The sequence below is a fragment of the Jeotgalibacillus sp. S-D1 genome (assembly GCF_004358665.1).
Lineage (GTDB): Bacteria > Bacillota > Bacilli > Bacillales > Jeotgalibacillaceae > Jeotgalibacillus.
Window position 1 is genome coordinate 22627 of the sequence record NZ_SMZR01000010.1, and the last position, 19362, is coordinate 41988.

The window sequence follows — 19362 nt, forward strand, 5'->3', positions numbered from 1 at the left end:
TATGAGGAATTGGGAGAGGATTATACATCTCTTTTAGAAGTAAAAATATTATTGATTTTTTGTAAAAACAGGATTAACTTAATCGGTTTGGTGGTATTATAACCGTAACCATACTGATTAAGAAAAATTGATATTTCCTAATAAAAATAAATGAAACTATTTTGATGTATAAACGTACTACAGATAACTACACTTATTTAAGAGAGGTGTCGATCATGGCTAGAGATAGCGAAAGTCTAAAACAGATGATTGTCAAACTGTCAGAAGTTGGTGTCAAAATCACGAAAACCAAATCCCGTCTTGAAATTATGGAATCCGTAAAAACCACTGCCCCTAACCACTGATGGGTGTTGGCAAGAATGAATAAATTATATCCGGATTCCCGAGGTGCTCATCGAACCAAAATGAGGACCTTTTTTTTTATTGTTATTTTGCGAAGTAATTAGGGTATACAGATGAGTAGAAGTTCCACAGGGAAGGGAGAAGTCCTTTATGTACGAAACGGCACTGTTAATTTATAATGGCAACGCAGGTCAAAAAGAAGTGGATAAAACGCTATCTCAAATTATTGGTCCTCTCAGCGCATCAATACCAACACTTACCTTAATGCAGACTCAAAAACCAGGAGATGCAGAACGTTTTTGCAGACAGCATGGAGAAGAAGTGGATATTGTGATTGTATTGGGAGGGGATGGCACTGTTCACGAATGTGTCAATGGGCTATCCCCATTAGACCGTCGTCCTGCATTTAGTATTTTGCCTGCAGGAACATGCAATGATTTTGCTCGTGCACTGGAAATTCCATTAAATATTAAACAGGCTGCAGAGCTGATTATTTCTCCTGACAGCAGAGAGAGAAGAATTGATATTGCTCAAACAAATGACCGCTATTTCAGCAACTTTTGGGGAACGGGCTTAATCGCAGAAGCATCGCAGAACATAGATGAGCAATCGAAAGGGTTACTTGGCCGCTTCAGCTACTACATAAGTGCATTTAAAACGCTGTCGGGCCAGGAAATGTTTTCTTTTACGCTAGAAAGCGGGGATCAAACGATAGAAGATGAAGCGGTTATGCTGATTGTCTTAAATGGGAAATTTCTGGGCGCCACCCAGTTTCCATTATCCAGCATTCAACTGGACGACGGCTTAATGGACATCATGGTCATTAAAGAATCCGGCTTCCCGCTGTTAAAAGAAATACTTTCAGCAAAAACGACGGTTAACTGGGAAAAAGACCAATCAACCATCGACCATTTTCAGGCATCATCCATTAAAATCAAAACATCATCCAAAAGAGTCATCGACATGGATGGAGAACACTACGAAGGCGACTACCAAAAAATAACCATTCTCCCAGGTCATCTAAAAATCGTTGCACCTAATCTAAAAGCGGAAACTGGCGTCTAGCTCCGACAGACGCAATGGAGCCTATAAGCTTATGTTTCCACAAAAAAAGAGGCCGTTTGGCCTCTTTTTTACACTTCACGTTCTGAAGAGAACATATAGGTTCGATGGTGGAAGCGCATGGAGAAAATCAATCCAAGAGCAAACATGACACCGATCAGCGAGCTGCCTCCATAACTGATCAATGGCAGCGGAATACCGGTGATCGGCAGCAATTGTATCGTCATACCGATATTCTGGAATGCGTGAAATGTAATCATGCTGATGATACCCGCACATACATACACATTAAACGGGCTTTTCGTGTGAAGCGACACCTTTGTCAGATGATAAATGAGCAGGAAGAACAATGAAACAACAATACTTGCCCCGATGAATCCATACTCCTCACCCACCACGCTGAAAATAAAGTCAGTGTGATTATCCGGCACATAAACCTGCCGATCCAAATAGCCCTTGCCAAATATCTCACCCGAGCCGATGGCGCTCATGGAAGTCGTAAGCTGATAAGAATCCCCGGAAGAATAAGTATGGGGATCCAGCCAGGAATAAATCCGGCGAAGCTGGTAATCATCAAAATAGCGGCCGATGATATCAGGTGCAAAAATAACCAGAGAAACGATCGCAGCTCCGGCCGTGCTGACCGTGACGAAGAAAGGCAAAAGTAATTTCCATGTTATACCTGACACTAAGACAATACCCGCTGTTATTGCCATAAAGACAAGCATTGTACCCAAGTCAGGCTGCTGGCTGATTAGAAGCAGCGGCAGACCGACAATTGCTCCGATTTTTCCAAGCATTAAAAGATCGGTTTTTACCGTCCGGTCACTGTAGTTTTCATTGTGGGAGGAAACAACCCGCGCCAGTACGATAATCGTAAAGGTCTTCATAAATTCCGATGGCTGCAGTGTTCCGATAACAGGGAATCTATACCAGCTATAAGCTCCATTAATATAGGGAACAATGGCTTCAGGAGCTACCAAAAGTCCTACAAGCAATACAATCCCAAAGCCGTATAATATCCATGCGATACGGCGGAACTGATCCATATCCAGAAACATCATTCCGGCAATGATACCGAAGCCTACAATATAAATCACACCCTGCCGCAGGGCAAAGTTCGTATTTATGGCAGCGTATTGACCTGTTGTCTGAGCGGAAGAAATAGCAAGGATGCTGGCTGTCATGAACAAAATTAGCAGTGTTGCCAGACCCCAATCGATCCGGTCTGAAAATTGATTTTGTGTATTCAAATCATTCACCTGAATTCTTTCATACTTTAGTCAGTAATGAATAGTTGGTAGTTGCGTTAAGCTTTCAAAATATAAAGGTACAGCATCTAATGGACAGTTCATAAAGCACTTCTACTAGACTAACAAATTTCCTGTTATTGTACAATTAGCTCGAAGTCTCATTATGTAAATGTACCATGTATTGGCCTCTGAATGTGTGAAAATATTTCTAATCATTCCAGCAGTTTATTAGACGGATAAAAAATAAAAAAGTTTCTTTTTCTTCTTTTTCAAACAATTTGATACAATAAAAGGTAACCAAATCAGGATCACGAATGAAGGGAGATGATGGTTTGAAATCACAGACGGGTTCGCATGAATGGATTTACGTTCACATTAATCCCAATCAAGACTACGTGATGTCAAATGGCATCGAATTAAAAGAATTTTATAGTGCACTTTCCGGCCATCTCCATCATCTGCTGCTGTTAAAACATCAATACGAAAACGCTTCATTTAATATGCACACGCATCTGGAATATGTTCGGGCTGATGAAATCGTTGATGTTATTAAAGACAACGTCTCTTCGTATGGTGATTTTTGCTGGATTGACTTCGACGATGAAGCTGGACTGGATGAAATGTCTGGTCAGGAAATTGCAGAACTGCTTTATATCGGTCATATGAAAAGTCATCTGCGTGTCCCCTTTTATAAAAAGCTTAACAATCGCTTCGTGTATCTATCAACAGAGGACGGGTTAATGAATCGAACCTATTATCGTGAATGGGGCGATTTCTTTACCATGCTTGGCGGTGTGATTCCAAGTAAATGGAGCACGCTTCGAAGCGGTAAAGGCTTAAGAAAGTGGAAAAAAGAAAAAGCACTGCCAGCGATTCCGAAAGAAGTTGTCATGACGATCTCCCACTTAATGCGCGAAGGGGTTATGATTTCCCTGAAGAATGCAGTATCGGCAAAAGGAAAAGTGGAAGTGCCTGTATGGGTAGTTGGAGACTGGGATAACATGGACGATCTTGAGGAGGATTTTGCCTCAAGAGTGAAAAGGGAGCCTGCGTCTTGGCTGGTCTATGATCTTAAATCCAAGGAATGGACCGGGCTACTGTAACATAGCAATTCCATAAAAAGTCAAGAGGGATCTCCTTACTAGTGGTAAAGGAGCTCTTTTTCTTTTTCAGGAGTGCGAATTGATCTGTTCAGAGCGTATTAACGTTATCTTTATAAAGTGAAACAGACTAAACTTAGATACATAAAAAGCCTGGCGAACCAGGGGGACAATTGTGAAATGGAAGTGATGAAATACATGAAAAAAAAGTTGATTTTATTCAGCAGTTTAGTAGTTTTAAGCGGCTGTGCTGCCGGAAGTTCCCAACCGTCCTCTAATGAAGATGTTAAAGATCAATCCTGGGATTCAATCAAGGAAAAGGCTGAGGGCGAAACCGTCAGCCTGTATATGTGGGGCGGAGATGATGGGATTAACCAGTATATAGATGACTGGGTCAAACCGCAGCTGCTGGATGCTTACGGCGTGAGGCTTGAACGAATTCCACTGGACACCAATGAGATCCTTCAAAAGCTTGAAACCGAGAAAAGAGCGGGGCAGGATGATGGAACGATTGATATGATCTGGATGAATGGCGAGAATTTTAAGCGTGCCAAGGAAAGTGACTTGCTATTTGGCCCTTTTGTTGAGCAGCTGCCAAATTATAATGCCTATTATGATGCAGACAGCCTTGATTTTAAATACGACTTTGGAACTGAGACTGAAGGCTATGAAGCCCCTTGGGGGAAGGTGCAGTTTGTTTTTCATTATGATTCTGCAAAAATAAGTGAACCGCCCGCCACATTGGAGGAACTTCAGCAATGGACGGAAGATAATCCGGGTAAATTTACTTATCCTGCCGCTGGTGATTTTACAGGAGACGCATTTCTCCGCCACGTATTATATGGAACAACTTCTGCAGAAACCCTCTTTACTGAACCATTTTCAATGGAATTAGCAGATAAGGAATCAGCTGGTGTGTGGAGTTATTTAAAAGACATTGAACCGAATCTGTGGAGAAAAGGAGACACCTATCCATCTTCTCTGACAGAGCTGGACAGATTATACAGCCAGGGTGAAGTATGGATGACAATGGGCTATAACGAGGCTAGAGGAGAAGTGTTGGTGAAAGACGGTGTATTTCCTGAATCAACAAAATCCTTTGTCTTGGAAGAACCGGGTTCCATTGGAAATACGCACTTTTTATCCATTCCATATAACAGCCCTAACAAAGAAGCTGCCCTTACCGCTATTGATCTGCTGCTGTCGCCAGAAGCTCAGTTGGCAAAGCTTGAACCGGATTATTGGGGAGAAAACACGCCGATCGATGTGAGCAAGCTCGAGGAAGAGGACCGTCAAGCGTTTGAAGCAGTCGACCGGGGAGACACTGTACTGGATCAGGAAAGCTTAATGGATGCTTTTGTGCCTGAAATTGATGCAGAATATGTGCCGTGGCTGCAGGAGAAGTGGATTGATGAAGTGGCGTCCCAATAATAAAATCCTTTACCCGCTGATCCCGGCGCTTCTATTTCTTCTGTTCGTCCTCTACAGCCTTGTAATGTCCTTTGTTGAAAGTGTAAGAGGCCCTGACGGATGGACCTTCGAATATTATCGCAGTCTCTTTGAAGAAAAACGCCTGTACGCTTCTATCAGCTATAGCTTTTTCGTTACATTCATTTCTGTCAGTTTATCTCTTTTAATCGGGTGGGGAATTGTTCGTTCCTGCCATTCCTTCATCGAAAAAAGTGTCGGTAAATGGATGGTGTGGATTCCCATGCTTTTTCCGCATTTTGTCTGGGGATACTTTGTGTTATTACTGCTCGGGCAAAGCGGAATCGTGTCATCAGCCCTCTTTCAGCTTGGATGGCTCGAGAGCAGAGAGGACTTTCCCATCCTCGTTCAGGACCGCAGCGGATTTGGGATTATCATTACGTATCTGTGGAAAGAGATCCCATTTGTGCTTCTGATGCTGCTTCCGGTTTATGCCCAGCTCCCCAAGCAATACGGAGAGGTTATACAGGTATTAGGTGGAAGCAGGCGGCATGTATTCTCAACGATTGAATGGCCATGGGTTAAACCGGTGCTCGTGGAGGTGCTGCTTATTTTAACCGTATTTATTTTCACCGCCTATGAAGTGCCGGCTCTGCTTGGGAGTTCATACCCGCAGATGACAGCAGTTCTTGCTTATGACTGGTTTTATGGGATCAGCTGGGATGAACGCTCCTATGCGTTTGCTCTTTTGTTTCTTATTGCACTTGTAATGGGCTTGCTGTCACTCGTTTCTTTTATTCTGCTAAACAGAAAGCGATGGCTTATATCAAAAAGTCAGCATCAGCGTTAGGAGGAAGGGCTAAATGAAAAAGTCTTTATTTTATAGTTTATCTGCCATCTTTTTTCTTCTTCCGGGCGTTTTATTGATGCTGAAAAGTGTAACGCCTGTTTGGAAATGGGGAGAGGCCTTTTCCTTCACTTTTACACTAAGGGGATGGGAAACGTTTTTAATGGATGACCGGATTTTTCATGCGCTGTTTCTGTCAATTTTAATTGCATTAGCGGCTACATTTATAAACCTTGCAATTGGAATGATCAGCGGCAAAGCTTTATCACATCAAAACTTCAAGGGGAAAAGCCTGATTGAAACGCTGCTTTTGCTGCCATTATTTTTACCCGTCATGGCAGCTGCACTGGGGCTTCATATTACAATGATTCGCCTGGGGCTTGCCAATACATGGTTCGGGGTTGTGCTCGTGCATCTGGTCCCGACGGTTCCCTACACCATAAAAGTAATGAAAGCGGGCTACGACCGGCTGGGAGGCGGCATGCTTGAACAGGCACAAATGCTTGGTGCAAAGCCGTTATATATATTCAGGACGGTGGAGTTGCCGCTGTTAATGCCAAGTATACGCAGCGCCGTATTTTTGACCGTGACGATCAGTATGAGTCAATATGTATTAACAGCTGTTATTGGAGGGGGGAGTGTCATTACACTTCCAATTATTTATTATCCTTTTCTCCAATCCGTTGATGATACAGTAATGGCGGCCTTTTCGACTGCTTTTGCTTTGCTGCCGATCATCGCTGTAGGCGCAGTGGAAATTGTATCAAAATTGATCAGGGCCAATGGACTGGTATTAAATAGAGGTGTCAAATGAATAAAGTTTATTTTGAAGTAAAAGGTGCAAGCAAATCATTTAAAACAAAATCAATTTTTCAATCTGTTTCATTTTCCCTTCAACAAAAAGAAATATTGTCTCTCGTTGGTCCGTCCGGTACAGGAAAATCCACACTGTTGCGCAGTATAGCAGGACTGGAGCCTCTTTCTTCAGGTGATTTATATATAAATGGAGTGTCAATGAGCCAGAAGAAGATGAAGGACCGCCCTATTGGAATGGTATTTCAACAGCCGTTATTATTTCCTCATCTGACCATCCTTGAAAATGTAATATATGGCTTACGGCTTAAGAAGAAAAAAAGAGAAGCAGAGATAGAAGGCTTGCGCTTCCTGCAATCAGTCGGGCTGATCGATTATAAGGATGCATACCCGCATTCCTTATCTGGGGGCCAGCAGCAGCGTGTGGCACTGATCCGTGCATTAATCGTCAAGCCTAAGCTGCTTTTGCTGGATGAACCCTTCAGTAATCTGGATCCGGATTTAAGAAGGGAGCTTCGTGACTGGGTGCTGAAATTGCTGAAGCAGGAAGGCATGACCGCTATATTTGTTACACATGACCGCGAAGAAGCGATGCTGCTTGGTGATCGTGTAGCGGTTCTGGCTGAAGGCTCCCTCCAGCAGATCGGACCTCCCCGCCTGGTTTATGATGAGCCAGCGAACGAACTCGTTGCCCGGTTCTATTCAGATGCGTTGATAGTAGATCAGAATCATTACATCTTAAACCAGCATTTAAGCTGGTCTGCCCATCCAAACCCGGCAGATGACCAGTTGTTTTTTGAAGCAGAATGGCTTAATGATACGTATCAATATGGACAGAGGTATGCGCATGTAAAGCTGCTCAAAACAAATCGAAGATACGTGGTACCTTTACAGTCTGATGAGCATGCAATGATAAACGGGGAGCGGGGATTTATCTGTGCACGAAAGGCTGCGATCCACCGCTTTACAGGCAGGGAGGAGACAGATGAATAACAAGGTAAAAAAATATATACCCCTGATCCTTTTTTTCACGATTCTTTTGGCGCTGTTTTGGTTTAGCAGCCGGTACATAAACGTCCGGCCAAACGATATTCAGGAATGGATCAGCTCGTTTGGGGTATGGGGGCCGCTGCTTTTTATTGCGGTCTATGCCCTAAGGCCTCTGATTCTTTTTCCGGCTTCTATCCTGTCTTTGGCAGGAGGACTGGCTTTTGGCGCTTTTGGAGGCTTCATTTACATTTTAATTGGTGCATCACTGAGTGCCATTATAGCGTTTTTGGTTTCCCGGTTATTTCAAGAGGCCTTTATCAAAAAAACACAGCAGGGCAATGAGGGCAGACTCTTCCGGATTAAAAACCTGATTGAGGAAAAAGGATTTTTATACGTGCTTGTACTGCGCGTTATTCCGATCATTAATTTTGATGTGATCAGTTATTCAGCAGGGCTATCCAGCATCAGATTGCGGGCATACATCATAGGCACCATCATTGGCATAATTCCCGGAACATTTGCATACAGCTTTTTGGGGTCAAGCTTTGTAGAAGGCAATGTACGGGTGATCGTAATCAGTTTAATCGTTTTTGGTTTAATTTCAATTATTCCCTTAATCTATCGAAAAAAAGTAGCCGCGTGGCTGGGAATAGAAAGAAAGGAAAATAAACATAATGGTTGATAAAATGAGGTGATTGTTCGTGCTCGATACACATGCAAGAAAATATGTTCAGCCCGTTATCCAGCGTTCAGCGGACAGGCTGCTAAAGCTTGGAATGACGGCGAATCAAGTAACAGTTGCCTCCTTTATTATCGGTACGACGGCGGGTTTATTTGTTTATATGGGTCTTCCCTGGGCGGGGGTTCTTGTCCTGTGGCTATCCGGTTTTTTGGATGCAGTCGATGGATCAATGGCCAGAGCAACGAAGCCCTCCCCATTTGGAACGGTTATGGACGTGACATTTGACCGGATTGTGGAAATAAGCGTGATTTTAGGTGTAGCATTTTTATATCCGGATATCATGTGGGCAGCATTGCTCTTAATGGCTTCCATTGTGGTATCCATGACGATCTTTTTAACGGTTGGCAATGTGTCCGAAAACAACGGAGTGAAATCGTTCCGTTATCAGGCGGGCCTTGCAGAAAGAACAGAAGGGTTCATTTTTTTAACCGCTATGATGATTTTTCCCTCTGCTGTTTTATGGATTACACTCGCTTTTTTCGCAGTCGAGCTTTTCACAGCCGGTCAGCGCTTTTGGGAAGCAAAACAATTATTATCGTAAGCCGCCATTATGGCGGTTTTTTTGTTGTTGTGGGAAATGGATAGTGGGTGGCTGCTGGCGGGAAATGTAGAAGCTGCGTTGGGAAATGTAGAAGTGGTGAGTGGAGGTGTAGAAGAGGCGCTTTAAGCTGTAGAAGCTTCGGATTGGAGTGTAGAAGTCAGGCCATGAGATGTAGAAGATTGTAACCCTTCCACAAAAAAACCGCCAATTTCGGCGGTTTGGACTGCTTATGTTTTAAACCGCCGGATAAATCGACGGTCTATATTGTTTTTTATATGCCACACCATAGTGCCATAAAAAGCTTTATTACCGTGTAGCCATAATCCTTTTTTACTGCCGGTTGATAAAATGGCTAAGCTGGCATTTTGGGGATGGTAGTCTTTCAGTGGCTGTCTGTTTAGAGCAGCGAGCAGATTGTGCCAGAGAATGGGACCCTGTCGGACAGCGTGAACACCATTTTTCTCTAAGTCTGGATAAGCGGTCAGGGAGGCACAATCGCCTGCACCGAATATAAAAGGCGCATCAATGGATTGAAGCATTGTATTAACGCTTAAGAACCCATCTTCATTCACGGTTAAGCCGGATTTCCTGAAAATCTCCGGTGCGTTTGCCCCTCCTAAATAAATCAGTTGTTTAAAGGGAATTTCGGTATGGTTGTTGGTGTAAATGGTTTCTTTTTTAATCAGTGCGGCTCTTTCGTTCGGGTATCTGGCAATATGACTGCGATTGAGCCGCTCAGTTATGAGCCGACGGGCTTTTGGTCCATGCGCCTCCAGCAGCTCGCCTGAGTGGACAAGGGATATGCGATCGCATTTACGATGTTGTTCTTTTTTCCAGGCCGCAAGGGAAAGGGCTATTTCACATGCTGCAGCTCCACCGCCGATGATGGCGACATTTTTTGAGTCCTGCAGGGTTTGAATGAATTGGGGGAAGAGGTGAGCAGGTTTAAGAGCTGTTTGGTACTCTGCAAGCCCTTTTATTTCTGGATTGGCCGTGTGGGAACCGATGTCAAAGGACAGCAGATCAAAAGACAGATGGTTATGGCCGGCAATAAGTGTTTTATTGTCTGCATCCACCTTTTCAACGGAAGCTTCGTAGAATTCACAATTTGCTTTGAAGGCAAGCTTTCTTAGATCAATTCGAATTTCCTCAAGTGTATACAGCCCTTCAATAAACCCGGAAAACATGCCGGAATAATATTGATAAACGTCACTTGAAATCAAAATCCATTTCGTATCCGGAACAGGGGATTCAGATAGTTTTTCTAAAATAGTTAAGTGGGCATGGCCGCCTCCTGCAAGAATGATTGTTTTCATATGCGCCTCCTTGGGTTGCGTTACATTAATCATACAAAAACCTCTGCAATAGTTAAATAAACTTGCCTCATTAGAAGAACCGTGTTAAATTAGAACCGAACGATCGGTAGGCAAAATAAGCTCAGTAGAAAGGGTGATCCGTTGATGACTGAAGATCGATTAAAGGAAGCTGCACTCGAATTATTTACGATACATGGGTATGAAGGAACGTCCATCGCACAGATTGTAAAAAAGGTGGAAATAAGAAAGTCATCTTTTTACGCCCATTTTGAATCAAAAGCCTCATTATTTCTGGAAGTATACAAGGACGCGGTCCATAAAGAAAGTGAACGGATGCTGAAGCTTGAAAAGGAGCTGGAATTAGAGGATCCTGTTGATCAGCTGTATCATCTGTACATCCAGTTGCATGATCCGAGTACAACCAACAACGAAATACATTTTCTTCACCGGATGTTATTTTATCCACCTGTCGAGCTTCAAAAGGAAATGCAGTCTTTATTTAGTTCGCTTGAGAGTCGTTCATCGGAAATCATACGCAGACTGATCGAACAAATCAACGGCAATCACGGCGATACGGAAACCATACTTGCTGCTTTCTATGCCTTAATAGATGGCTTGGCGGTTCAGGCGCATTTATATGAAGTAGATGAATACAAAAACAGAATTCAGGCAACATGGGAATTTTTTAAGAAAAATTTAAAGTAAAAAAGGGAAAGGAAGAGCATCATGGCGTGGGTATATTTAATTGCAGCGGGAGTAACTGAAATTGTATGGGCACTTGGATTAAAATTTTCAGAAGGCTTTACTCAGCTTGTCCCTTCTGCAATTACGATCGTATTTATTTTTATCAGCTTTTATTTATTTTCAAAGGCAATGAAACAAATTCCTGTGGGAACGGCTTATGCCATCTTTACGGGTATTGGTGCTGCAGGAACTGCGATCGTCGGCATGATCCTGTTTGGAGAGATTGCAAGCATCGCAAAGATCTTTTTTCTTTTGCTTTTAATCAGCGGAATTGTCGGGTTGAAGCTGGTTGATTCAAAAGATGAGGGAAAGGCGGGTGTACAGTAAATGGCATGGTTTTTACTGGTTATTGCGGGGTTATTTGAAGTGCTTTTTGTTATGTCAATGAAATTGTCCGAAGGTTTTACTATAACCAAGTATTCAATTGGTTCGTTTGTTTCCGGAGCAATCAGCTTTTTCCTTCTTTCACTGGCTTTAGTGGAAATTCCGGTCGGTACCGGATATGGTGTATGGACAGGGATTGGGGCGGTTGGAAGTGTGACAGCCGGAATGCTTTTCTTTAAAGAAAGCAGGGATAGAAGAAAGCTGTACTTTGTAGGGATGATTATTGCAGGTGTTATTGGCCTAAAGCTTGTTTCTGGATAAAGAAAAACCAGCCATATAAAATGTTGGCTGGTTTTTCATTTATTTATCCGATTTTTGATTCAGTGAGATCCTCTGGGTGTGTACTGGAAAACTTATCAACAACCGCACTAATGGCACCGTCTCCTGTAACATTGCAGGCAGTACCAAAACTGTCCTGTGCAAGATAAAGGGCAAGCATTAGAGAAGTCATTGCACCAGTAAATCCTAACATGGAATCAAGTAATCCCAATGATGCCATCACTGCGCCGCCAGGGACACCAGGAGCTGCGATCATGGTAATACCCAGCATAAGAATGAAGGGGAAAATTTGTCCGAAAGTTGCATTTTGCCCATTGATCAGCATGACGGCCATCGCGCAGCTGACCAATGTGATCGTGCTTCCAGATAAATGAATGGTAGCCAGCAACGGTACACAAAAATCTGCAATGCGCCCGCGGACGCCGACTTTTTTTGTGCGCTCAAGTGTCACAGGAATAGTGGAAGCGGATGATTGCGTGCCCAGGGCAGTAAAATAGGCAGGAGCCATTTGTTTCATCATAGTGAAAGGTGATTTCTTATGGAGACCCCCAGCCACTGTATATTGAAGCGACAGATAAATTAAGTGTAAAGCAATGATCATGATAAACACTTTAAGAAATACACTTAAAATAGAGCTTACCTGTCCGCCTTGAGTCATGTTGGCAAAAATACCAAAGATATGAATTGGTAAAAGTGGTATGATAATTTTTTCAATTAATTTTTGAATAATGACTCTGAACTCTTCAAGACTTTTTAATAAAAAGTCGCTTTTTAAAGATGAAATTCCAACCCCAAGTACGAAAGCTAATAATAATGCTGTCATAATGCCCATCAGAGGGGCCATTTCGATTTCAAAAAAGCCGGACAGCAGTGCATTTTCAGGATCATCAAAGGCTTGTGATGCTTGACTTTCCATCAGTACAGGATAGAGTAGGGTTGCAGATGCAAAGGCGAGAAGCCCTGCAAGTACAGTAGAGGTGTAGGCGATGCCTGTTGTGATACCTAAAATTTTCCCTGCTCCTCTCCCCATCGCGCCGATACCCGGAGCGATAAAAGCAATGATAATAAGGGGAATCGCAAAATCTAGAAAATTACCAAAAATACCGTTAAATGTAGCAAAAACGCGAATTACAGGGTCAGGTGCAAAACTTCCTAAAGCAATACCCAGCCCAATAGCTAAAATGATTCTTGGAAGTAAGCCGATCTTTTTCATGATGCGTCCTCCTGAAGTGTACAACTGTATTTAATAGAAGGAGTATAACGCCTTATTTCATTTTTGTTAAGAGCTAAAATTATATTTGGAATAATAAATTTATTCTGAATAGTAATATAAATACTTTCTCATTTTAGCGTTCTGTAGTTATTTTGTTATACTGATAAAATGAAAATCCGAGACAACAATCTCATTTATAAAGCGTGTAAACATGTTAAAATAACATAATGAGCCTAAATTATATTTTCTTAAAAAATGAACCTGATGGAGGATTTAATAGATGAAAACAAAGCTATGTTTACTTTTTGGAGGGAAATCTGCAGAACATGAGGTATCGCTTCAAACTGCTAAAGCCGTAATTAAAGCATTGGATATGACGAAGTTTGAAATTGATCCGGTCTTTATTTCACCGGAGGGTGATTGGAGAAAAGGAATGCCGCTCGAAGGTCCTGTTGAAGAAGTGGCGGCACTTCAGTTTGACGCCGGTCAATCCGTGTCTGCAACAGAAGGACTGCAATCCACTGCTATTGCAGCACAGGATTCAGCGGGAAGCTACGACATCATTTTTCCATTATTACATGGACCAAACGGAGAAGATGGCACCGTACAGGGACTATTGGAAGTGCTGAATCTTCCTTATGTTGGCAATGGTGTTCTTGCTTCATCAGCAGGAATGGATAAAGTAATAATGAAAAATCTGTTTAAAGAAGCAGGTCTTCCTCAAGTGAATTATGTTTCCTTCATTAGAAGTACTTGGGAAAATGACCGCGATGCTGCCTATCAAAAAGTGGAAAAAGATATTGACTACCCATGCTTTATCAAACCGGCTAATCTGGGGTCGAGCGTCGGAATCAGCAAGTGTTCAAACCGTCAGGAGCTGGAAACCGGCTTTGAAGAAGCGTTTCTGTATGACCGTAAAATTATTGTGGAACAGGGTGTGAAAGCCCGTGAAATAGAGGTTGGGGTTCTTGGGAACGATTACCCTGAAATGTCTGTACCTGGTGAGATTGTAGCCAAAAAAGACTTTTATGATTACAAAGCAAAATATGTGGATGGCGATTCTGTCATGATCATTCCGGCCGAGCTTCCGGAAGGAGTGGCAGAAAAGCTCCAGAATATGGCGAAGACTGCGTTTCAGGCAGTAGATTGTTCAGGATTGGTGCGGGCAGATTTCTTCCTGACCGACAATAATGAAATATTTATTAATGAAATTAATACAATGCCTGGCTTCACGCCATACAGCATGTTCCCGCTGCTTTGGGAAAATACAGGCGTTTCGTATTCTGAGCTTATTGAGAAACTGGTGGCATTGGGAATCGAACGCCACGCGGAGAAACAAAAACTTAAATACACTGTGTAAGGAGTCTGATTATGAAAAGAACCTTAGGGCAAATTGCGGAAATGATTGGAGCTCAGTTGCTAAATCATTCATTTCGAGATGTGATGGTAGAGGGAGCAAGCATCAACACCCGCACTCTTCAAAAAGGAAATTTGTTTATTCCTTTTAAAGGAGAACGCGTGGACGGGCATCGTTTTGTTCCCCAGGCTTTTGAGCAGGGAGCTGCGGCAACATTGTGGCAGGAAGGGGTGGACTCACCTCCTGAGGATAAGCCGCTTTTGATTGTAAGAGATCCTGAACTTGCCTTGCAACAGCTTGCTCGCGTTTATCGGCACGAGGCCAAATTCAAGGTGGTTGCCATAACGGGAAGCAACGGCAAAACAACGACAAAGGACATGGTAGCCGGTGTTTTGTCTTCAAAATACCGCGTGCAAAAAACAGAAGGAAACTTCAATAACCAGCTTGGGCTTCCACTTACGCTGCTGAATGTCAAAGACGATACAGAAATATCGGTTTTGGAAATGGGAATGAGCGGGTTCCGCCAAATCGCATTTTTGACAGAAATTGCTGATCCGGATATAGCAGTCATTACAAATATCGGTGAATCCCATATGCAGGATCTGGGTTCAAGAGAAGGAATCGCAAAGGCGAAGTTTGAAATAACAGAAGGGCTAAAAGATCAAGGGATTCTCTTTTACTATGGAGATGAACCGCTCCTGCAGTCATTAGTCAAACAATCGACCGGCTTTCAAACGGCTTCCTATGGATATGACACATCCAATGGACTTCATCCAAAAAAAGTTCAGCTATCCGAGCAGGGCAGCAGAATTTTTCTGACTGAAGACGATGGACAATTTATCGATGTCCCTGTACTTGGAAAACACAACGTGCTGAATGCGCTGGCGGCTATTCGTGTTGCCTACCAATTGGGTATGAGCCATGAGGATATTGCCCGCGGTTTTGCCAATATGAAACTGACTGCGATGAGAATGGAACGCGTCATGGGCGGCAAAGGTGAGATCATTATCAATGACGCCTATAATGCCAGCCCCACCTCGATGAAAGCGGCGATCCAATTTGCAGAGGAAATGCACGGAGAAGGACGCAAAATTCTGCTGTTAGGCGATATGCTTGAGCTTGGAGATGAGGAAGAAGCGTTTCATCGTGCGATTGGAAAAGAGCTGAACCCAAAAACCGTCGATTATGTAATTACGTTCGGCGAGCGGGCTGATTGGATTGCAGACGAAGCATCCAAACATTTCCCTAAAGGAAGAGTCCGTTCATTTGGACTGGATAAAACCGAACTGATCAAAATTGTCACTGAACTAACAGCTGAAAAAGATCTGGTCGTCGTAAAAGGATCAAGAGGAATGCTGTTGGAAGAAGTGGTTGAAGCATTAAAATAGTCCTTAATAGAGGATTGGAAAAAACTCCAAAAGTTATATGAATTGAGTAAGCTTATTTTAATTCCAAATATGAGGTGAATGGAGCGGAAGGTGGCGACTCCTGCAGGATATGACGGCAAGCTGAGACCCCGAGAGGCGAAGCCTGAGGAGGGCTCAGCGCCGTCCCTGCGGAAAGCGTCCGCCTGAAGCGCAGTGAACCGGTTAGAAAAGATTGAGACATATTTGTCCCAGTCTTTTTCTGTTTTTAACCAGTGACTAACGGGTAAACACATGGGTAGAATAATGGAGAGGTGATGACATTGGGTCAGGTTGGCTGCTTACTTATACATGGATTTACCGGCGGTGCCTATGAAGTGAATCCTCTTGCCCGCTATCTTCGTGCCCATACAGACTGGATCGTGTCGGTACCGGTGCTGCCGGGTCACGGGAGAACCCTCAGATTAAAAAATACAAGCGCGAACGAATGGCTTGCGTTCGCAGAAGAAGCCCTCGAACGCCTATACGACTATTGCGATGAAGTATACGTGATTGGATTTTCCATGGGAGGCTTAATCGCTGCCTATCTGGCCATTCACTATCCCGTCTCAAAACTTGTGCTTTTAAGCGCTGCTGCACTGTATATTAACACCAAACAAATCCTTAAAGACATGAACTTAATGCTGAAAGATTTGCTGCAAAAAAGGCTGCATGAAAACAAGGAGTTTGGTCATTATAAATATAAATTAGTGAATACACCACTCCGTGCAACATGGGAATTTCGGAAAATCGCCTCCACCACAATCCCTCTTTTATCCCAGGTAAAGGTTCCCACCTTTATCGCCCAGGGAGAAATGGATGGCATCGTTCCGCCAAGAGCAGCTCGATATGTCTATGATAATGTCGGCACGTATCAAAAAAAATTATATTTATCCAAAACGTCCAAACACCTTATCTGCTATGCGTCGGACTGTGATGACCTTTTTTATGAGATCGCTTTCTTTCTGCAAAGCACCGATCACCCGGATGATGGATGATTGTTTTTTGCTTTAACGCGTGATAAGATATAAAAGACATCTGGTACATTTTGTGCAATGAGCTCTTTTGACATAATGAAGAGTGTATTTTTTTGTTGATTGTCTTTATCAACATGTAAGACCAATTTTAATAATTGGCATCTCTGGCGCACTCGGCATATGACCGGGTCTTATTTTTTGCTTAGCCTCATACGTACTTAACAACATTTTGATCCTAAGCAGGTTCGCCAATTATTAGTTCAAGCGTCTTTAAATAGTCACTTGTCCATTGCGACTTGGGCAGAGTACGCCCTATATATCTTTATAAGGACAACAATAAAAAGCTATCGCAGTCTTCTAAGCGATCATAGCGATGTGTATGAAATAGATGATTCACAAAACAAAGGAGAATGAATTAATTGACACTTTTCTCAGATTTACCAATTAGTCCAGCAATTTTAAAATCAATCAAACGTATGGGGTTTGAAGAAGCTACACCAATTCAATCTGGTACGATTCCTTTATCAGTAGAGGGCAGAGACATTATCGGTCAAGCACAAACAGGAACTGGTAAAACTGCTGCTTTCGGTATCCCAATGCTTGAAAAGATTGATGCGAAATCTTCAAACATCCAAGGATTGATCATCGCACCTACGCGTGAACTTGCAATCCAGGTATCAGAAGAACTTTACAAAATCGGAAGCGATAAGCGCGTTCGTGTTCTATCTGTATACGGTGGCCAGGATATTCAACGCCAAATTCGTGCAATGAAAAAGAATCCGCATATCATCGTTGGTACACCAGGACGTTTACTGGATCATATCAACCGTCGCACATTGAAGCTTGATAATGTTCAAACACTTGTATTGGACGAAGCGGACGAAATGCTTAACATGGGCTTCATCGATGACATTGAGTCAATCCTGAAAAACGTGCCAAGCACTCGCCAAACACTTCTTTTCTCAGCGACAATGCCTGGACCAATCCGCAAAATCGCTGAACGTTTCATGAGCAACCCTGAAACGGTAAGTGTTAAAACAAAAGAAATGACAGTGGAAAACATTGAGCAGTTCTTTGTTAAAGCACATGAGCGTGAGAAATTCGATGTACTTTCCCGTCTATTGAATGTACAATCACCTGAGCTTGCAATCGTCTTTGGACGTACGAAGCGCCGTGTTGACGAGCTTGCACGTGCACTTGAAATCCGCGGCTACATGGCTGAAGGAATTCACGGTGACTTAACTCAAGCAAAACGTATGTCTGTTCTTAAGAAATTTAAAGAAGGACGCATCGACGTTCTTGTAGCAACAGACGTAGCTGCACGTGGACTTGATATCTCAGGCGTAACGCATGTATACAACTACGATATTCCACAAGATCCGGAAAGCTATGTTCACCGTATTGGACGTACTGGCCGTGCAGGAAAAACAGGTATGGCAATGACGTTTGTTACACCGCGTGAAATGAACTACCTTCGCGTTGTAGAACAAACAACGAAAAAGAAAATGACTCAGCTTCGTCCGCCTAGCTCTTCAGAAGCACTTGAAGGAATGCAGCGTGCAGCAGTTGAATCATTAAAAGAAGCAATCGAGAAAAACAATCTTGAAGAATACAAAGTACTGGCACGTGAACTAATGAATGAAAACGATGCACTTGATGTAATCGCTGCAGCGTTGAAAACATTAACGAAAGAGCCAGACAGCACACCGGTTGATATCACACCGGAAAAACCACTATCATCTAAAAAACACGGCGGTGGCGGCAAGTCATACCGTAAAGATGACAAGAAATACGGCAATCGCAGCGGCGGTAACAGAAGCGGCGGAGGCGGAGGTTCAAAACCTTACAACAGCCGTCAACGTACCCCAAGACGTCCTTCTACACCTCGTCAAGACGGTTAATAAAATATAGAAAAAGCTGCCTGAGAATTTCTCAGGCAGCTTTTTTTATTTTTAACGGTTTTGTAAATTAAAATAAATGCCATTGCTTTGCAGGATGTAATCGACCCTGTCAAACTCTGCGCGAAGACTTGGATCGCGGTCATATGACAGTTTTTCGCCGTCTGACATCGTAAGCACCAGCGTTTCATATGGAATGCTGTCAGTGCGTTTTAACAGGACGGCATTTTGAATATCAGACCAGGCATACTCCTTTGAATTTAACGAAAAAAAGCTATTATGAACGATTCTTTCGTCTCGAAGGACGGAATAATTGCCAAGGCTCAGTGCAGAGGCCGCCACAAAAAGAACGATAAAACTGATCGCGGCGATTCTTGCTTTTTTTCTGGGAAAGTACATACTGAAAAAGAAAAGGGCTAAAAACAATACCCCGACACTAAATAAGATGTTTGATATAGTAGGCGTATGTATATAGATCAAATCACCTGAACTAAAGAGAACAAGGTGAATAAGATTTGGTGCAATAAATGATAACAGCAGTCCGACAATCACCGTTATTACACCAAAAACCACCCAAATCATATTTCCTTCACTAAACGAATTCATAGCATTCCTCCTTAAGTTGACGATACTTTTTTTACGGGTTTCAGGTCTAAAAGATTCACATTACTAG

At 42.8% G+C, this 19362-nt stretch carries 20 protein-coding genes; 16 read left to right on the top strand and 4 right to left on the bottom strand.

Going from position 1 to position 19362, the window contains the following annotated elements; all coding sequences use genetic code 11:
- The first annotated feature begins 215 nt into the window (after window positions 1-215).
- Together E2R51_RS20090 and E2R51_RS18220 are read left to right on the top strand one after the other, a co-directional pair.
- Window positions 216-344 (top strand): Lmo0850 family protein, encoded by a 129-nt coding sequence (locus tag E2R51_RS20090; RefSeq protein WP_255509769.1) that lies wholly within the window; start codon window positions 216-218, stop codon window positions 342-344.
- A gap of 148 nt (window positions 345-492) precedes the next feature.
- The gene (locus E2R51_RS18220; RefSeq protein WP_133378518.1) at window positions 493-1407 is read left to right on the top strand and encodes a diacylglycerol/lipid kinase family protein; all 915 of its coding nucleotides are present in this window, start codon (window positions 493-495) and stop codon (window positions 1405-1407) included.
- A 68-nt stretch (window positions 1408-1475) separates the two neighbouring features.
- Here E2R51_RS18220 and E2R51_RS18225 read toward each other — a convergent pair whose 3' ends face one another.
- Window positions 1476-2657, bottom strand: a complete 1182-nt coding sequence (locus E2R51_RS18225) for an FtsW/RodA/SpoVE family cell cycle protein (protein WP_133378519.1) — start codon at window positions 2655-2657, stop codon at window positions 1476-1478.
- Window positions 2658-2989: 332 nt separating this feature from the next.
- Between E2R51_RS18225 and E2R51_RS18230 the strand changes: the two genes are divergently transcribed.
- From E2R51_RS18230 to E2R51_RS18260, 7 genes are all read left to right on the top strand, one after another.
- Complete coding sequence (locus E2R51_RS18230; RefSeq protein WP_133378520.1) at window positions 2990-3760, top strand: hypothetical protein; 771 nt, start codon at window positions 2990-2992, stop codon at window positions 3758-3760.
- Between the two features lie 177 nt (window positions 3761-3937).
- A complete protein-coding gene (locus tag E2R51_RS18235) occupies window positions 3938-5188 on the top strand; it encodes an ABC transporter substrate-binding protein (protein WP_240733136.1) in 1251 nt (416 codons plus the stop codon).
- Window positions 5169-6035 (top strand): ABC transporter permease, encoded by an 867-nt coding sequence (locus tag E2R51_RS18240; RefSeq protein ID WP_240733138.1) that lies wholly within the window; start codon window positions 5169-5171, stop codon window positions 6033-6035. The genes E2R51_RS18235 and E2R51_RS18240 overlap by 20 nt, the downstream gene beginning before the upstream one ends.
- A 13-nt stretch (window positions 6036-6048) precedes the next feature.
- Window positions 6049-6846 carry an ABC transporter permease gene (locus E2R51_RS18245; RefSeq protein ID WP_133378522.1) on the top strand — a complete coding sequence of 266 codons (798 nt, stop codon included), beginning with the start codon at window positions 6049-6051 and terminating at the stop codon, window positions 6844-6846.
- Window positions 6843-7838 (top strand): ABC transporter ATP-binding protein, encoded by a 996-nt coding sequence (locus E2R51_RS18250; RefSeq protein WP_133378523.1) that lies wholly within the window; start codon window positions 6843-6845, stop codon window positions 7836-7838. Before E2R51_RS18245 ends, E2R51_RS18250 begins: the two co-directional genes overlap by 4 nt.
- Entirely contained in the window at window positions 7831-8517 is a 687-nt protein-coding gene (locus tag E2R51_RS18255; RefSeq protein ID WP_133378524.1) for a TVP38/TMEM64 family protein, read from the top strand. The genes E2R51_RS18250 and E2R51_RS18255 overlap by 8 nt, the downstream gene beginning before the upstream one ends.
- 19 nt (window positions 8518-8536) lie before the next feature.
- Entirely contained in the window at window positions 8537-9118 is a 582-nt protein-coding gene (locus E2R51_RS18260; RefSeq protein ID WP_133378525.1) for a CDP-alcohol phosphatidyltransferase family protein, read from the top strand.
- A 227-nt stretch (window positions 9119-9345) separates the two neighbouring features.
- On the opposite strand, the gene E2R51_RS18265 is transcribed toward E2R51_RS18260, so the two are convergent.
- Window positions 9346-10434 carry an FAD-dependent oxidoreductase gene (locus E2R51_RS18265; protein WP_165967274.1) on the bottom strand — a complete coding sequence of 363 codons (1089 nt, stop codon included), beginning with the start codon at window positions 10432-10434 and terminating at the stop codon, window positions 9346-9348.
- 144 nt (window positions 10435-10578) lie between these two features.
- Between E2R51_RS18265 and E2R51_RS18270 the strand changes: the two genes are divergently transcribed.
- From E2R51_RS18270 to E2R51_RS18280, 3 genes are read left to right on the top strand one after another with little or no spacing between them, the layout of a single operon-like run.
- Entirely contained in the window at window positions 10579-11139 is a 561-nt protein-coding gene (locus tag E2R51_RS18270; protein WP_133378527.1) for a TetR/AcrR family transcriptional regulator, read from the top strand.
- A 21-nt stretch (window positions 11140-11160) separates the two neighbouring features.
- Window positions 11161-11505: a DMT family transporter gene (locus tag E2R51_RS18275; protein ID WP_133378528.1), complete on the top strand. Its 345-nt coding sequence runs from the start codon at window positions 11161-11163 to the stop codon at window positions 11503-11505.
- Window positions 11506-11823, top strand: a complete 318-nt coding sequence (locus tag E2R51_RS18280; RefSeq protein ID WP_133378529.1) for a DMT family transporter — start codon at window positions 11506-11508, stop codon at window positions 11821-11823.
- 43 nt (window positions 11824-11866) lie between these two features.
- Here E2R51_RS18280 and E2R51_RS18285 read toward each other — a convergent pair whose 3' ends face one another.
- Window positions 11867-13054, bottom strand: coding sequence for a dicarboxylate/amino acid:cation symporter (locus E2R51_RS18285; RefSeq protein ID WP_133378530.1), 1188 nt, complete (start codon window positions 13052-13054; stop codon window positions 11867-11869).
- 280 nt (window positions 13055-13334) lie between these two features.
- Between E2R51_RS18285 and E2R51_RS18290 the strand changes: the two genes are divergently transcribed.
- The 4 genes from E2R51_RS18290 to cshA all read left to right on the top strand — a co-directional run bounded on the left by E2R51_RS18290 (window position 13335) and on the right by cshA (window position 18692).
- On the top strand, window positions 13335-14414 hold the full coding sequence (locus E2R51_RS18290) for a D-alanine--D-alanine ligase (protein ID WP_133378531.1): 1080 nt from the start codon (window positions 13335-13337) through the stop codon (window positions 14412-14414).
- 8 nt (window positions 14415-14422) lie between these two features.
- Entirely contained in the window at window positions 14423-15799 is a 1377-nt protein-coding gene (locus E2R51_RS18295) for a UDP-N-acetylmuramoyl-tripeptide--D-alanyl-D-alanine ligase (RefSeq protein ID WP_133378532.1), read from the top strand.
- A 293-nt stretch (window positions 15800-16092) separates the two neighbouring features.
- Window positions 16093-16812 (top strand): alpha/beta hydrolase, encoded by a 720-nt coding sequence (locus tag E2R51_RS18300; RefSeq protein ID WP_133378533.1) that lies wholly within the window; start codon window positions 16093-16095, stop codon window positions 16810-16812.
- Window positions 16813-17210: 398 nt separating this feature from the next.
- On the top strand, window positions 17211-18692 hold the full coding sequence (gene cshA / locus E2R51_RS18305) for a degradosome RNA helicase CshA (protein ID WP_133378534.1): 1482 nt from the start codon (window positions 17211-17213) through the stop codon (window positions 18690-18692).
- Between the two features lie 51 nt (window positions 18693-18743).
- On the opposite strand, the gene E2R51_RS18310 is transcribed toward cshA, so the two are convergent.
- Window positions 18744-19295 (bottom strand): hypothetical protein, encoded by a 552-nt coding sequence (locus E2R51_RS18310; RefSeq protein WP_133378535.1) that lies wholly within the window; start codon window positions 19293-19295, stop codon window positions 18744-18746.
- Between the last annotated feature and the right edge of the window lie 67 nt (window positions 19296-19362).